16 protein-coding genes are annotated in these 13,348 nt (G+C 66.6%); 13 read left to right on the top strand and 3 right to left on the bottom strand.

All coding sequences use genetic code 11. The features are described from left to right. Positions 1-19 precede the first annotated feature (19 nt). The 5 genes from ctaD (at position 20) to WJ12_RS14295 (ending at position 3,705) form a co-directional block, all read left to right on the top strand. Positions 20-1,627: a cytochrome c oxidase subunit I gene (ctaD, locus tag WJ12_RS14315; RefSeq protein WP_021163746.1), complete on the top strand. Its 1,608-nt coding sequence runs from the start codon at positions 20-22 to the stop codon at positions 1,625-1,627. Positions 1,628-1,707: 80 nt separating this feature from the next. Further along, a complete protein-coding gene (locus WJ12_RS14310; protein WP_006752059.1) occupies positions 1,708-1,848 on the top strand; it encodes a cytochrome oxidase small assembly protein in 141 nt (46 codons plus the stop codon). 35 nt (positions 1,849-1,883) lie between these two features. Next, on the top strand, positions 1,884-2,492 hold the full coding sequence (locus WJ12_RS14305) for a cytochrome c oxidase assembly protein (protein WP_034189231.1): 609 nt from the start codon (positions 1,884-1,886) through the stop codon (positions 2,490-2,492). A gap of 16 nt (positions 2,493-2,508) precedes the next feature. Next, complete coding sequence (locus tag WJ12_RS14300) at positions 2,509-2,709, top strand: DUF2970 domain-containing protein (protein WP_021163748.1); 201 nt, start codon at positions 2,509-2,511, stop codon at positions 2,707-2,709. Between the two features lie 138 nt (positions 2,710-2,847). Then, positions 2,848-3,705, top strand: a complete 858-nt coding sequence (locus tag WJ12_RS14295; protein WP_027785504.1) for a cytochrome c oxidase subunit 3 — start codon at positions 2,848-2,850, stop codon at positions 3,703-3,705. Positions 3,706-3,876: 171 nt separating this feature from the next. On the opposite strand, the gene WJ12_RS14290 is transcribed toward WJ12_RS14295, so the two are convergent. Next, positions 3,877-4,086, bottom strand: coding sequence for a twin transmembrane helix small protein (locus tag WJ12_RS14290; protein ID WP_011353273.1), 210 nt, complete (start codon positions 4,084-4,086; stop codon positions 3,877-3,879). Between the two features lie 84 nt (positions 4,087-4,170). Here WJ12_RS14290 and WJ12_RS14285 point away from each other — a divergent pair, with 84 nt between their 5' ends. Genes WJ12_RS14285 through WJ12_RS14265 form a run of 5 tightly spaced genes read left to right on the top strand, consistent with a single transcriptional unit; the run spans position 4,171 to position 8,252 of the window. After that, entirely contained in the window at positions 4,171-4,881 is a 711-nt protein-coding gene (locus WJ12_RS14285) for an SURF1 family protein (protein WP_034189298.1), read from the top strand. Between the two features lie 60 nt (positions 4,882-4,941). Next, positions 4,942-5,568, top strand: coding sequence for an SCO family protein (locus WJ12_RS14280; protein WP_034189232.1), 627 nt, complete (start codon positions 4,942-4,944; stop codon positions 5,566-5,568). A 25-nt stretch (positions 5,569-5,593) separates the two neighbouring features. Next, on the top strand, positions 5,594-6,706 hold the full coding sequence (locus WJ12_RS14275; RefSeq protein WP_034189233.1) for a COX15/CtaA family protein: 1,113 nt from the start codon (positions 5,594-5,596) through the stop codon (positions 6,704-6,706). Between the two features lie 8 nt (positions 6,707-6,714). Next, positions 6,715-7,617, top strand: a complete 903-nt coding sequence (cyoE, locus tag WJ12_RS14270; protein ID WP_034189234.1) for a heme o synthase — start codon at positions 6,715-6,717, stop codon at positions 7,615-7,617. 17 nt (positions 7,618-7,634) lie between these two features. After that, entirely contained in the window at positions 7,635-8,252 is a 618-nt protein-coding gene (locus WJ12_RS14265) for an SCO family protein (protein WP_049030543.1), read from the top strand. 112 nt (positions 8,253-8,364) lie between these two features. Here WJ12_RS14265 and WJ12_RS14260 read toward each other — a convergent pair whose 3' ends face one another. Then, positions 8,365-8,655: a YciI family protein gene (locus tag WJ12_RS14260; protein ID WP_034189236.1), complete on the bottom strand. Its 291-nt coding sequence runs from the start codon at positions 8,653-8,655 to the stop codon at positions 8,365-8,367. A gap of 209 nt (positions 8,656-8,864) precedes the next feature. Between WJ12_RS14260 and WJ12_RS14255 the strand changes: the two genes are divergently transcribed. Both WJ12_RS14255 and WJ12_RS14250 read left to right on the top strand, forming a co-directional pair. After that, entirely contained in the window at positions 8,865-10,502 is a 1,638-nt protein-coding gene (locus tag WJ12_RS14255) for a methyl-accepting chemotaxis protein (protein ID WP_069245709.1), read from the top strand. A gap of 206 nt (positions 10,503-10,708) precedes the next feature. Beyond that, a complete protein-coding gene (locus WJ12_RS14250; protein WP_034189238.1) occupies positions 10,709-11,524 on the top strand; it encodes a MetQ/NlpA family ABC transporter substrate-binding protein in 816 nt (271 codons plus the stop codon). An 87-nt stretch (positions 11,525-11,611) separates the two neighbouring features. Here the strand turns inward: WJ12_RS14250 and WJ12_RS14245 are convergent, their stop codons facing one another. After that, positions 11,612-11,920, bottom strand: a complete 309-nt coding sequence (locus WJ12_RS14245; RefSeq protein WP_034189239.1) for a VF_A0006 family four-cysteine protein — start codon at positions 11,918-11,920, stop codon at positions 11,612-11,614. Positions 11,921-12,252: 332 nt separating this feature from the next. Here WJ12_RS14245 and WJ12_RS14240 point away from each other — a divergent pair, with 332 nt between their 5' ends. After that, a complete protein-coding gene (locus tag WJ12_RS14240; RefSeq protein ID WP_069245708.1) occupies positions 12,253-13,218 on the top strand; it encodes an ABC transporter substrate-binding protein in 966 nt (321 codons plus the stop codon). Positions 13,219-13,348: the final 130 nt, after the last annotated feature.

The following is a 13,348-nucleotide window of genomic DNA, read 5'->3' as shown; positions in this document are numbered from 1 at the left end:
TTCGCATTAGGAGATTCTCATGTCTAGCATCGGGCACGACGTAGCCGCGGACCACGCGCACGACGACCACGCGCACGAAATGCCGCACGGCTGGCGTCGCTGGCTGTTCGCCACCAACCACAAGGACATCGGTACGCTGTACCTGCTGTTCTCGTTCATCATGTTCCTGTCGGGCGGCGTGATGGCGCTCGGCATCCGTGCCGAGCTGTTCGAGCCGGGCCTGCAGATCATGCGTCCGGAGTTCTTCAACGAACTCACGACGATGCACGGCCTGATCATGGTGTTCGGCGCGATCATGCCGGCGTTCGTCGGCTTCGCGAACTGGATGATTCCGCTGCAGATCGGCGCATCCGACATGGCGTTCGCGCGGATGAACAACTTCAGCTTCTGGCTGCTGCCGGTCGCGGCCGTGCTGCTGGTCGGTTCGTTCTTCGCGCCGGGCGGCGCGACGGCTGCCGGCTGGACGCTGTACGCACCGCTGTCGACGCAGATGGGCCCGGGCATGGACTTCGCGATCTTCGCGGTCCACATCATGGGCGCGTCGTCGATCATGGGCGGGATCAACATCGTCGTGACGATCCTGAACATGCGCGCACCGGGCATGACGCTGATGAAGATGCCGATGTTCGCATGGACGTGGCTGATCACGGCGTACCTGCTGATCGCGGTGATGCCGGTTCTGGCAGGCGCGATCACGATGGTGCTGTTCGACCGCCACTTCGGCACGTCGTTCTTCAACGCGGCAGGCGGCGGCGACCCGGTGATGTACCAGCACATCTTCTGGTTTTTCGGCCACCCCGAGGTGTACATCATGATTCTGCCGGCGTTCGGGATCGTATCGCAGGTGATCCCGGCGTTCGCGCGCAAGACGCTGTTCGGCTATAGCTCGATGGTGTACGCGACGGCATCGATCGCGATCCTGTCGTTCATGGTCTGGGCGCACCACATGTTCGCGACGGGCATGCCGGTCACCGGCCAGTTGTTCTTCATGTACGCGACGATGCTGATCGCCGTGCCGACGGGCGTGAAGGTGTTCAACTGGCTCGCGACGATGTGGCGCGGCTCGATGACGTTCGAAACCCCGATGCTGTTCGCGATCGGCTTCCTGTTCGTGTTCACGTTCGGCGGCCTGACGGGCCTGATGCTCGCGATGGCGCCGCTCGACATCCAGTATCACGGCACCTACTTCGTGGTGGCGCACTTCCACTACGTGCTGGTGGCCGGCTCGCTGTTCGCGCTGTTCTCGGGCTGGTACTACTGGGCGCCGAAGTGGACGGGCTGGATGTACAACGAGACGCGCGGCAAGATCCACTTCTGGGCGTCGATGATCTTCTTCAACCTGACGTTCTTCCCGATGCACTTCGTCGGTCTGGCCGGCATGCCGCGTCGTTATGCGGACTACCCGGCGCAGTTCACGGACTTCAACCAGGTGGCGACGATCGGCGCATTCGGCTTCGGCCTCGCGCAGGTGTACTTCCTGTTCGCGGTCGCGCTGCCGGCCTACCGTGGCGGCGGCGAGCTGGAAAAGGCGTCGGACAAGCCGTGGGACGGCGCGACGGGCCTCGAGTGGACGGTGCCGAGCCCGGCTCCGTTCCACACGTTCGAGCAACCGCCGCACGTCGAGTAAGTTTCATGGTGCGCCCGGCCGCTGCCTGCCTTGATGGCAGGCGCGGCGGGCGCCGCATTGAGGTTTCAGCGAAGTTTCAGATGAACCGGAATCCACAAGAAAGACGAACGCCCGAGCAGATTCGCGCGGGCAACAAGCGGCTCGGCCTCACCCTGCTCGTCATCGCCGCCGTTTTCTTTGTGGGTGTCGTGATCAAGCAGTGGTGGCTGTCCACTCACTGATGCAGCAACTGACGCAGTAGCGAGGAAGTCGTCGTATGTCGAAGCCGGAAGAGGGCGCCGTCGATCGCGCGTTCAATCGTTCGATGCTGGTGAAGCTCTTCGTCGTGGCCGGACTGATGTTCGGTTTCGGCTTCGCGCTGATCCCGATGTATCGGGCGATCTGCCAGATCACCGGCATCAACAACCTGGTGCAGCGCGACGTCAGCGAGCGCGAGGTGAAGAACTCGCAGGTCGACTACAGCCGCACGGTGTCGGTCGAGTTCGATGCGAACGCGCGCGGGCCGCTCGGTTTCAAGCCGGAGCACAACAGCCTCGACGTGCATCCGGGCGAACTGATGACGATCGTGTACGACGTGACGAACGGGCAGGGCCGGCCGGTCGTGGCGCAGGCGATTCCGAGCTACGCGCCGAAGCAGGCGACGGAGTTCTTCAAGAAGATCGAGTGCTTTTGCTTTACGCAGCAGACGCTGGCCGCGAACGAGTCGCGCAAGATGCCGGTGGTGTTCGTGATCGATCCGAAACTGCCGAAGGACGTGAAGACGATCACGCTGTCGTACACGTTCTTCGAACTGAATACCCCGGCCACGCCGGCACCGGCGCAGCGCAGTACCGCGGCGCAGGGCACGGCGAAGCCGGACGCATGACGACGGAGGCGGGGCGATGACGGAGGTCAAGCGGGGCGGGTCGTTCGGCCAGGCGCTGAAAGCCGTGCTGTGGTCGTTCTTCGGCGTGCGCAAGCGGCGCGACCTGGAGGCCGATGCGACGCAGCTGAATCCGCTGCACGTGCTGATCGTCGCGTTGCTCGCGGCCGGCGTGTTCATCGGCGTGCTGATCCTGATCGTGCGTGCCGTCGTGGGCTGAGGCCCGCGGCCACGAAAGAATGCAGTGCGCGGCGTCACGGCGCGGCGTGCGGGAAAGAGCGGTGGCAGTCGCGCCGCGCAAGAAATAAAGCCGGAGCGGTTTCCGGTACACAAATTGGACTGAAGTGGAGAATCAAGCATGAGCGGTCAAAACCAGACCCCGTACTATTTCGTGCCGCATCCGTCGCAGCATCCGATCAGCGCGGCCATCGGCCTGCTGGTCATGCTCGGCTCGGTAGCGCTGTGGATCAACGGTCACGACTGGGCGCCGTTTACGGCGCTGCTCGGCCTGCTGTGGTTGCTCTTCACGCTGTATCACTGGTTCGGCGACGCGATCGCCGAATCGGAAGGCGGTCATTACGGCAAGAACGTCGACAAGTCGTACCGCTGGAGCATGAGCTGGTTCATCTTCTCGGAAGTGATGTTCTTCGGCGCGTTCTTTGGCGCGCTGTTCTATGCGCGTGAAATCGCGCTGCACCAGCTCGGCAGCCTCGACTACAAGCTGATCTGGCCGGACTTCTCCGCCGTGTGGCCGAACGAAGGCCCCGCCGCGCTCGCCGGGCACTTCAAGACGATGGGCCCGTGGCCGATCCCGACGCTGAACACCGCATTCCTGCTGTCGTCGGGCGTGACGCTGACGATCTCGCACCATGCGCTGCGTGACGATCATCGCAAGAAGGCGATCGCATGGCTGGCCGCGACGCTCGTGTTCGGTATCTGCTTCCTGTTCCTGCAGGGCTTCGAGTACTACCACGCGTACAACGAACTGAACCTGACGCTGAACTCCGGCGTGTACGGCTCGACGTTCTTCCTGCTGACGGGCTTCCACGGTTTCCACGTGTTCCTCGGCGGCACGATGCTCGCGGTGGTGCTGGTGCGGATGATTCGCGGCCACTTCAAGCCCGATCATCACTTCGCATTCGAAGGCGCCGCGTGGTACTGGCACTTCGTCGACGTCGTCTGGCTCGGCCTGTACGTCGTCGTCTACTGGCTGTAAATGGAAAAACGGCCCGCGCAGCAATGCGCGGGCCGTTTTCATTGGTGCCGACCGGTAGCGCCGCTGCCTGCCGACACCACCCTGGCGCCGCCGCGACTCAGTCAGGCGGCGCTTTTGCTTGGTGGCGCGACCGTGCGGCGAAATGTCACAGCGGCCGCCGCGGCAACGGCATCAACGCCCGATCGGCAGGCCGGTCGAATGGATCCAGCCCATCCAGTTCGCGATCAGGATGAGCAGGAACAGCGACACCGACAGCCCGACACGGGTGGCGAGCGACCAGACCATGCGTTTCGTGTGGCCGCGGTCGTGCATCATGAAGTAGAGCGCCGAGCCCATGCTGGCAATGATGAGGACGAAGGCGATGGGAACGAGGATGTGCATGACACGAACCGGACGACGGCCATTCGAAAGGAAGGGGATAATTATCGCACTTCGCTTTCGCGCATGTGCCGGGCGGGCCGCATGATGAAGATCCGCTGGCTGCCCGCGCTCCTGATCCTCGTCGTCGTCGCCGTGACGATCCGGCTCGGTTTCTGGCAGCGCGACCGCGCGCACCAGAAGGAAGCGCTGCAGGCGAGCATCGCGCGCTACGAGCAGGCGGCGCCCGTCGACGTCGGCGCGCAGCCGATGCCGCTCGCGTCGATCGAGTTCCATCGCGTGCGGGCCAGGGGCCGTTTCCTGCCCGAGCAGGCGGTGTTTCTCGACAATCGGCCGTATAACGATCAGCCGGGTTTTTACGTCGTGATGCCGTTTAAACTCACGGGCGGCGGCGTCGTGCTCGTGAACCGCGGCTGGCTGCCGCGCAATATCGCCGATCGCACCGCGATCGAGCCGTTCGCGACGCCGGCGGGCGACGTCGAGATCGTCGGTATCGCGCGTGCCGACGCATCGCGTGCGTTCGAGCTCGGCGAGGGCGGGTCGGCCGCGCACCAGAAGATCCGGCAGAACCTGGACGTCGCCGAGTATGCGAAGGAAACGGGGCTGCCGCTGCAGCCGTTCGTGATCCAGCAGACGAGCGACGACGGCGACAAACTCGTGCGCGACTGGCCGGCGGCGACGACCGGCGTCGAGCGCAATTACGGTTACATGTTTCAGTGGTGGGCGATGGCGGCGGCCGCGCTCGGCTTCGGCCTGTACGCCGCGCGGCGTGCGGCGAAGAAGTCGGCCGGCGCATGAGCGCCATCCCAGGACGCGGCGCCGGCGCCGCGGGTTCGTTTCGAGAGGTCTGATTTGTCCATGCAATCTTCCCGTCAGGGTCCGGCCGCCGCGCCGATCTCGCCGGCGGCCCGCAAGCGCGGCCGCTGGATGCTCGTGCTGCTGGGTCTCGTGTGCGCCGCGCCGATGATCGCGTCGTACTTCACCTATTACGTGATCAAGCCGAAGGGCGGGTCGACGAACTACGGCACGCTGATCGAGCCGCAGCGTCCGATCCCGGCCGGTCTGCAGGTGACCGACGAAACCGGCAAGACCGTGCCGCTGGCGTCGCTGCGCGGCGTGTGGCTGTTCGTGATGACCGACCGCAGCGCGTGCGACGATGCGTGCGCGCAGAAGCTCTATTTCATGCGCCAGATCCGCGTCACGCAGGCGGGCGAGCGGCACCGGATCACGATGGTGTGGCTGCGCAGCGACGCGGGCGCGATGCCGCAGAAGGTGCTCGACGCGTACCCCGACACGCGCCGGCTCGTCGCCGATCCGGCCGCGGTGGCCGCATGGCTGCCGGCCGATGCCGGCACGAAGGACAGCGACCACATTTACCTGGTCGACCCGAACGGCAACCTGATGATGCGTTTCCCGAAGGACCCGAATCCCAGCAAGATCAAGTCGGACGTGACGAAGCTGCTGAAGTGGTCGAGCATCGGTTAAGGCAAGAGAACGAGGCACCATTCCGATGTCGTATCTACTGCAACTCGGCCTGATCGGCTTGTGCATCGCGCTGCTGCCGCTGTCGTACGTGTGGGTGAAGGCCGACGACGACAAGTTCCGCAAGCTCGTGTGGATCACCACCTTCCTGACGCTCGACCTCGTGATGTTCGGCGGCTTCACGCGGCTGACCGATTCGGGGCTCGGCTGCCCCGACTGGCCCGGCTGTTACGGCACGTCGTCGCCGTTCATCGCGCACGCCGCGATCACGGCCGCGCACCAGGCGATGCCGACGGGCCCCGTCAGCATGACGAAGGCGTGGATCGAGATGATCCACCGCTATTTCGCGATGGCGATCGGCGTGCTGATCATCGCGCAGGTCGTGATCGCGTGGGCCGCGCGGCTGCGCCGCCGCCCGCTGCACGTGTCGCCGTGGTGGCCGACGAGCCTGCTGCTGCTGATCCTCGTGCAGGGCGCGTTCGGCGCGTGGACGGTCACGATGAAGCTGCAGCCGGTGATCGTCACGATCCACCTGCTGCTCGGCCTCACGCTGCTCGGCACGCTCGGCTGGCTCGCGGCGCGGCAGACGCCGCTGCCGTCGTATGACCCCGAGGCCGGACGCTACCGCGCGGCCGCGCTCGCGGCGCTCGTGCTGCTGGTCGTGCAGATCGCGCTCGGCGGCTGGGTGAGCACCAACTACGCGGTGCTTGCCTGCACCGACTTCCCGACCTGCAACGGCCAGTGGATCCCGCCGATGGACTTCCAGCATGGCTTCCACCTGTGGCGCGCGCTCGGGATGACGAAGGACGGCGAGGCGATCACGCAGGACGCGCTGGTCGCGATCCACTGGACGCACCGCACGTTCGCGTTCGTCGTGGTCGCGTACCTGGTCGCGTTCGCGCTGAAGATGCGCCGCTTCGAGTCGCTGCGGCGGCCCGCGAACGGCGTGCTGCTGGTCGTGCTGCTGCAGTTCGTGACGGGCCTGACCAACATCGTGCTGCAGTGGCCGCTGCCGGTCGCCGTCGCGCACAACGGCGGGGCCGCGATCCTGCTGCTGCTCGTCGTCATGTTAAACTTTCGCATCCTTTCAAGCCGCCCCGGCCGTGTCGCGCAGCCTGCGCGCGACGCCGCCCCGGCGTGACCGTCCCCATGCAAAGCACCCTCTCCCAATCGCCCGGTAGCCGCTTTTCCCAGTACATGGCGCTGACGAAGCCGCGTGTCACGCAGCTCGCGGTGTTCTGCGCGGTGATCGGCATGTTCCTCGCGACGCCGGGCATGGTGCCGTGGCATGTGCTGATCGGCGGCACGATCGGCATCTGGCTGCTGGCCGGTGCCGCGTTCGCGATCAACTGCCTTGTCGAACAGAAGATCGACGCGATGATGCGCCGTACCGCGTGGCGCCCGTCCGCGCGCGGCGAGATCACGACGCCGCAGATCCTGCTGTTCTCGGCCGTGCTCGGCAGCGTCGGCGCATGGACGCTCTATACGTTCACGAACCCGCTGACGATGTGGCTGACGATCGCGACGTTCGTCGGCTACGCGGTGATCTACACGCTGCTGCTCAAGCCGATGACGCCGCAGAACATCGTGATCGGCGGCGCGTCGGGCGCGATGCCGCCGGCGCTCGGCTGGGCCGCCGTCACCGGCGCGGTGCCGGGCGACGCGTGGATCCTCGTGCTGATCATCTTCGTGTGGACGCCGCCGCATTTCTGGGTGCTCGCGCTCTATCGCCGCAAGGATTACGAGAACGCGGGGCTGCCGATGCTGCCGGTCACGCACGGCGAGAAGTTCACGCGGCTGCACATCCTGCTGTATACGGTGATCCTGTTCGCGGTCACGCTGATGCCGTTCATCTCCGGGATGAGCGGGGCCGTCTACCTGACGAGCGCGGTGCTGCTCGGCGCGGTGTTCCTCGCGTATGCGTGGAAGATCCATCGCGACTATTCGGACGAACTCGCCCGCAAGGCCTTCCGCTACTCGATCGTCTACCTGTCGCTGCTGTTCGCCGCGCTGCTCGTCGATCACTACGCACGCCCGCTGCTCGGCGTGTAACCGCACGGTTGAACGCAATGCTCCAATCAAGGTTCGGGCGCCGCGCGCGCCAAGGCTGGATGTTCGCGTGCGCATTCGCGGCGGCGCTGCTGCTCGCCGGATGCGACAACGCGCCGAAATTCCAGAATCTCGACATCACCGGCAACACGCAGTTCGGCAGTGATTTCTCGCTGCCCGATACGGCCGGCAAGGTGCGCACGCTCGCCGATTTCAAGGGCAAGGCCGTCGTGATGTTCTTCGGCTATACGCATTGCCCGGACGTGTGCCCGACGACGATGGCCGAGCTGTCCGAAGCATTGAAGCAGCTCGGGCCCGATGCCGCGAAGCGCGTGCAGGTGCTGTTCGTCACCGTCGACCCGGAACGCGACACGCCGGCGCTGCTCGGCCAGTACGTGCCCGCGTTCGATCCGTCGTTCATCGGCCTGCGGCCGGCCGACGAAGCGGCGCTGAAGAAGGTGACGAAGGATTTCCGCGTGTACTACGCGAAGGTGCCCGGCAAGACGCCCGGCAGCTACACGATGGATCACACGGCCGCGAGCTACGTGTTCGACCGCGACGGCAAGCTGCGCCTGTTCGTGCGCGACGGCCAGGGCCCCGGCCCGTGGGTCCACGACCTGAAGCTGCTGGTCGACTGACCGGCCGCCGCCGGGCGTCCTGCCCGGCGATCACGTGACGGCCGTCCCGCGCCGTCACGCTTTTCCTCTTTCCCCGCTGTCCGCCTGCGCTGAGCGCCGGGCGGCGCGCGCGTTACGGCAGCGCCGGCACGTTGAAGCCGGACGCGGCACGCGTGATCCGGAATTCGGTCACGCGATAGGTGGCGAGCCCCTCGGTGACGAACGGATCGGTCTCGAGGATCGCGTCGAGTGCGTCGCGATCGATGCGGGCCGCGAGGATCATGCCGCCTTCGCGCGGCACCTTCGGTCCCGCCGCGATGAAGATGCCCTTGTCGAATTGCGGCTGCAGATACGCGCGATGGCGTTCGAGCGCGTCGTCGATGCGTTCGAGCGACGCGGTGTAGTGGATGTCGATGACGTACATGGATGGCCCTGGAATGGTGCCGGCGCGTTGCGCGCCGGTCAGGCGGTCTTTGTAGCACAGCGGATGCGGGCTGTCGCGCCGGCGCTGCCCGCCGAGCGCCGGCGCGTATTCAAGTTGTAAGCCTCGTTGCCGTAATTGAAGGAGCAACCGTTTGCGCGGGACAGGCCGTTCGCGCGCATCGGCGCATCGACATCGACAAAGGCACGCAGATGAGCAGAATGAGTTTGAACCGCAAGCTGTGGCTCGCGCTTGCGCTGGTATGGGTCGGTCTGCTGGGCGTCGGCGCATGGAGCGCGTACGAGACGCGCGCGACGATGCTGGACGAACGCAAGGCGGGCATCGCGAATCTCGTCGACTCGGCGGCCGGCATCGTGAACGCGTATCACGCGCTCGCGCAGAGCGGCACGCTGCCCGAGGCCGACGCGAAGCGCGACGCGCTCGCGAGCCTCGCCGCGATGCGCTACGGCGATTCGGGCTACGTGTTCGTGATGGACTCGAAGCCGGTCGTGCTGATGCATCCGACGCTGCCGAAGCTCGTCGGCACGCAGGTCGGCGACTATCTCGATCCGGACGGCAAGCCGCTGTTCGTGACGATCCTGAACGCCGCGAAGGCGACCGGCAGCGGCTTCGCCGAATATCGCGGGCGGCTGCCGCACAGCGAGACGGCCGTGCCGAAGATCAGCTACGTCACGCGGTTCGCGCCGTGGGACTGGAACATCTCGAGCGGGGTGTTCCTGAAGGACATCGACACCCTCTATTACCGGACGCTGCTGGGCCACCTCGCGGTGGTGCTCGTGATCGGCTTCGTGATCAGCGCGGCGATGCTGGTGATCATTCGCAACGTGCGCGGCAGCCTGGGCGGCGAGCCCGACGAAGCGGCCGCGCTCGCGGCGCGCATCGCGCGGGGCGACCTGACGCAGCCGGTACCGGTGCGCGCGGGCGACCGCACCAGCATGATGGCCGCGATGCACGACATGCAGGCGCGGCTGCAGGCGACGCTCGGCGGGATCCGCCAGTCGGCGGAGTCGATCGCGTCGGCGAGTCGCCAGATCTCGGCCGGCAACGACGACCTGTCGCAGCGCACCGAGGAGCAGGCCGCGTCGCTCGAGGAAACGGCCGCGAGCATGGAGCAGCTCACCGCGACGGTGAAGCAGAACGCCGACAACGCGCGGCAGGCGAGCGGGCTCGCGAACAACGCGTCGGACATCGCGCGCACCGGGAGCGATGTCGTGAGCCGCGTGATCGGCACGATGGGCGAGATCGACGACAGCTCGCGCAAGATCGCCGACATCATCGGCGTGATCGAGGGCATCGCGTTCCAGACCAACATCCTCGCGCTGAACGCGGCGGTCGAGGCCGCGCGCGCGGGCGAGCAGGGGCGTGGTTTCGCGGTGGTCGCGGGCGAAGTGCGTTCGCTCGCGCAGCGCAGCGCGACGGCCGCGAAGGAAATCCGCGAACTGATCGTCGACTCGGTCGAGCGCGTACGCAACGGCTCGACGCTGGTCGGCCAGGCTGGCACGACGATGGGCGAGATCCTGCAGGCCGTCGCGCGCGTGACCGACATCATGGGCGAGATCGCGGCCGCGTCCGAGGAGCAGGCGAGCGGCATCACGCAGGTCGGCCGCGCGGTCACGCAGATGGACCAGGTGACGCAGCAGAACGCGGCGCTCGTCGAGGAAGCCGCTGCGGCTGCCGCGTCGCTGCAGGAACAGGCCGCGCGGCTGCGCGACGCGGTCGGCGCGTTCCGGGTCGGCGACGCCGGCGGGCGGGCGCCGCGCCGGGCCGGCGAGCGGGCGGCCGAGCCGGCGTTCGGGGCGAACACGGCCGGCGAGACGGCGATGAGGTAAAGCGTGCCGGCCGACGTGCGATGCGTCATGAACGCAACTAACGGCCGAGCCCCGCACCTGCCGCCAGCACTGTACCGGTGCATACCCATATGAGCGGGATGTATTTCACTTCCCGCCGATCCTGTGACACCATTTGCCCCTTCCTGCGAGTCGGGGCTTACCCGTATCGCGCCCCATTTTTTAGCAAGCAAGAAAGCGAGAAACAGATGAAGCGTCGCAGTCTCCTGAAGGTATTTTCCGTACTGGCCACCGGTGCCGCGCTGACGCTGTCGGCAGGCGCGCGCGCCGACGACAAGGTGATCAAGGTCGGCACGGTCGCCGGCCCGGATGCGGAAGTGTGGCAAGTCGTGCAGAAGGTCGCGAAGGAGAAGGAAGGCCTGAACGTGAAGGTCATCGAGTTCAACGACTACGTGCAGCCGAACGCGGCGCTCGACGCGGGCGACCTCGACGCGAACAGCTTCCAGCACCAGCCCTACCTCGACAGCCAGGTGAAGCAGCGCGGCTACAAGATCGTCAGCGCGGGCCTGACCTACATCTCGCCGATCGGCGTGTACTCGAAGAAGTACAAGTCGCTGAAGGACCTGCCGCAAGGCGCGAAGCTCGCGGTGCCGAACGATCCGTCGAACGAGAACCGCGCGCTGCTGCTGCTGCAGACGCAAGGCGTGATCAAGCTGAAGGCGGGCGCCGGCACGGGCGGCAACAACGCGACGGTGCTCGACATCGCCGAGAACCCGAAGAAGCTGAAGATCTCCGAACTCGACGCCGCGCAACTGCCGCGCGTGCTGTCGGACGTCGATGCCGCCGTGATCAACACGAACTACGCGCTGGCCGCGAACCTGCAGCCGACCAAGGACGCGATCGCGCTCGAATCGCTGACGAGCCCGTACGCGAACCTGATCGCCGTGCGCGCGAAGGACAAGGATCAGCCGTGGGTGAAGAAGCTGGTCAAGGCGTACCAGTCGCAGGAAGTGCGGGAATTCATCAAGAAGCAGTTCAAGGGCTCGATGGTCGCGTCGTTCTGAGCGCCGCACACCGGTCGGACCGCTGAACGAAAAGGGCCTGCATCGCGCAGGCCCTTTTTTCATGGGCGTCCGGCGCGCGGCGCCCGTTCACATCTCGCCGCGCCGCGAGCAGATCGACATGATCTGCTGGATCGCGTAGTTGTCGCGCACGCCCGGCAGCGACTGCACGACGCACTCGTGAAAGCGCCGCTCGCGCGGCAGCAGCATCGCGTTGTTGCGGTACAGCGCGTCGCACGAGCGCTGGATCAGCTGCGCCGCCGCGCCGTTGCGGCTTTCGCGCAGCGCATTGAGCATGCAGTCGTCGTATTGCGCGCTGCCGTCGGTCAGCGCGCATGCGGTACCGGGCAGCGCCAGCGCGACGGCCACGCATGCGATGGTTCGGATCCCCCGTTTCATCTGCCCTCCGATGGCGTGGATTGGGTCGGCCGACAGCATAACGTAAAGCCGCGCGCGCGGCTGACGCGTTGGCCGACACCGGCCGGCACCGCCGCCGGCCGGGCTTCGCGCGCATTTTCGGGCTCCGGCGCGTGCCGCGATTCGGCGTGCCTGGCGAAAGCGTTCAGTCAGGCGGTGGTCTGAGGAAATGGTATGCTCGTGCGTTCGCCGCTGCACGCTTTCCCGGAGCGTGCGCGGGCCGATCGCCGGCGTGTCGTACGCGCGGCGGCGCCCGCCCGACGGCGGCGGGAATCCATCATCCAGAACCGACACAATACGGGGGAGACTCACCCATGAAGCGATTCAAGACTTTCGCGATCCGTTCGATCGCGGCCGGCGTGGCCGCACTCGCGCTGGCCGGCGCCGCGCATGCGCAGACCGTCAAGGTGCTGTCGATCGTCGATCATCCGGCGCTCGACGCGATCCGCGACGGCGTGCGCGCCGAACTGAAGGCGGAAGGTTACGGCGACGACAAGCTCAAGTGGGAATACCAGAGCGCGCAGGGCAACACGGGCACGGCCGCGCAGATCGCGCGCAAGTTCGTCGGCGACCAGCCGGACGTGATCGTCGCGATCGCGACGCCGGCCGCGCAGGCGGTCGTCGCCGCGACGAAGAGCGTGCCGGTCGTCTATTCGGGCGTCACCGATCCGGTCGCCGCGCAGCTCGTGAAGGGCTGGGGCCCGTCGGGCACCAACGTGACGGGCGTGTCCGACAAGCTGCCGCTCGATCGCCAGGCTGCGCTGATCAAGCGCGTCGTGCCGAATGCGAAGACGGTCGGCATGGTCTACAACCCGGGCGAGGCGAATTCGGTCGTCGTCGTGAAGGCGCTCAAGGAGATCCTCGCGAAGCAGGGGATGGCGCTGAAGGAAGCCGCCGCCCCGCGTACCGTCGACATCGGCCCGGCCGCGAAGAGCCTGGTCGGCAAGGTCGACGTGATCTACACGAATACCGACAACAACGTCGTGTCCGCGTACGAAGCGCTCGTGAAGGTCGCGAACGAAGCGAAGATCCCGCTCGTCGCCGGCGACACCGACAGCGTGAAGCGCGGCGGCATCGCGGCGCTCGGCATCAATTACGGCGATCTCGGCCGGCAGACGGGCAAGGTCGTCGCGCGCATCCTGAAGGGCGAGAAGCCGGGCGCGATCGCGTCGGAGACGAGCAGCAACCTCGAACTGTTCGCGAACACGGGCGCGGCCGCGAAGCAGGGCGTCACGCTGTCGCCGGATCTCGTCAAGGAAGCGAAGACGGTCATCAGGTAAGCCGCGGCACGCGCGCCGCGCTTGCCGGCCCGATCCGGGCCTCGACGACATCGCCGGACGGGCGGCTCCCACCCGGGGCCGCCCGTTCGCTTCGCCCGGCCGTACACGTCCGGCCGGGAAGCAACAGGAT

The sequence above is a fragment of the Burkholderia seminalis genome (assembly GCF_001718535.1).
Lineage (GTDB): Bacteria > Pseudomonadota > Gammaproteobacteria > Burkholderiales > Burkholderiaceae > Burkholderia > Burkholderia seminalis.
This window is presented reverse-complemented; position numbering and strand designations above follow the sequence as displayed.

Coding starts and splice junctions, on each gene's coding strand:
- WJ12_RS14240 (WP_069245708.1), top strand. CDS start 12,253: ATGAAGCGATTCAAGACTTTCGCGATCCGTTCGATCGCGGCCGGCGTG.
- WJ12_RS14250 (WP_034189238.1), top strand. CDS start 10,709: ATGAAGCGTCGCAGTCTCCTGAAGGTATTTTCCGTACTGGCCACCGGT.
- WJ12_RS14275 (WP_034189233.1), top strand. CDS start 5,594: ATGTCGTATCTACTGCAACTCGGCCTGATCGGCTTGTGCATCGCGCTG.
- ctaD (WP_021163746.1), top strand. CDS start 20: ATGTCTAGCATCGGGCACGACGTAGCCGCGGACCACGCGCACGACGAC.
- WJ12_RS14245 (WP_034189239.1), bottom strand. CDS start 11,920: ATGAAACGGGGGATCCGAACCATCGCATGCGTGGCCGTCGCGCTGGCG.
- WJ12_RS14280 (WP_034189232.1), top strand. CDS start 4,942: ATGCAATCTTCCCGTCAGGGTCCGGCCGCCGCGCCGATCTCGCCGGCG.
- WJ12_RS14265 (WP_049030543.1), top strand. CDS start 7,635: ATGCTCCAATCAAGGTTCGGGCGCCGCGCGCGCCAAGGCTGGATGTTC.
- WJ12_RS14305 (WP_034189231.1), top strand. CDS start 1,884: ATGTCGAAGCCGGAAGAGGGCGCCGTCGATCGCGCGTTCAATCGTTCG.
- WJ12_RS14300 (WP_021163748.1), top strand. CDS start 2,509: ATGACGGAGGTCAAGCGGGGCGGGTCGTTCGGCCAGGCGCTGAAAGCC.
- WJ12_RS14295 (WP_027785504.1), top strand. CDS start 2,848: ATGAGCGGTCAAAACCAGACCCCGTACTATTTCGTGCCGCATCCGTCG.
- WJ12_RS14255 (WP_069245709.1), top strand. CDS start 8,865: ATGAGCAGAATGAGTTTGAACCGCAAGCTGTGGCTCGCGCTTGCGCTG.
- WJ12_RS14310 (WP_006752059.1), top strand. CDS start 1,708: ATGAACCGGAATCCACAAGAAAGACGAACGCCCGAGCAGATTCGCGCG.
- WJ12_RS14285 (WP_034189298.1), top strand. CDS start 4,171: ATGAAGATCCGCTGGCTGCCCGCGCTCCTGATCCTCGTCGTCGTCGCC.
- WJ12_RS14260 (WP_034189236.1), bottom strand. CDS start 8,655: ATGTACGTCATCGACATCCACTACACCGCGTCGCTCGAACGCATCGAC.
- cyoE (WP_034189234.1), top strand. CDS start 6,715: ATGCAAAGCACCCTCTCCCAATCGCCCGGTAGCCGCTTTTCCCAGTAC.
- WJ12_RS14290 (WP_011353273.1), bottom strand. CDS start 4,086: ATGCACATCCTCGTTCCCATCGCCTTCGTCCTCATCATTGCCAGCATG.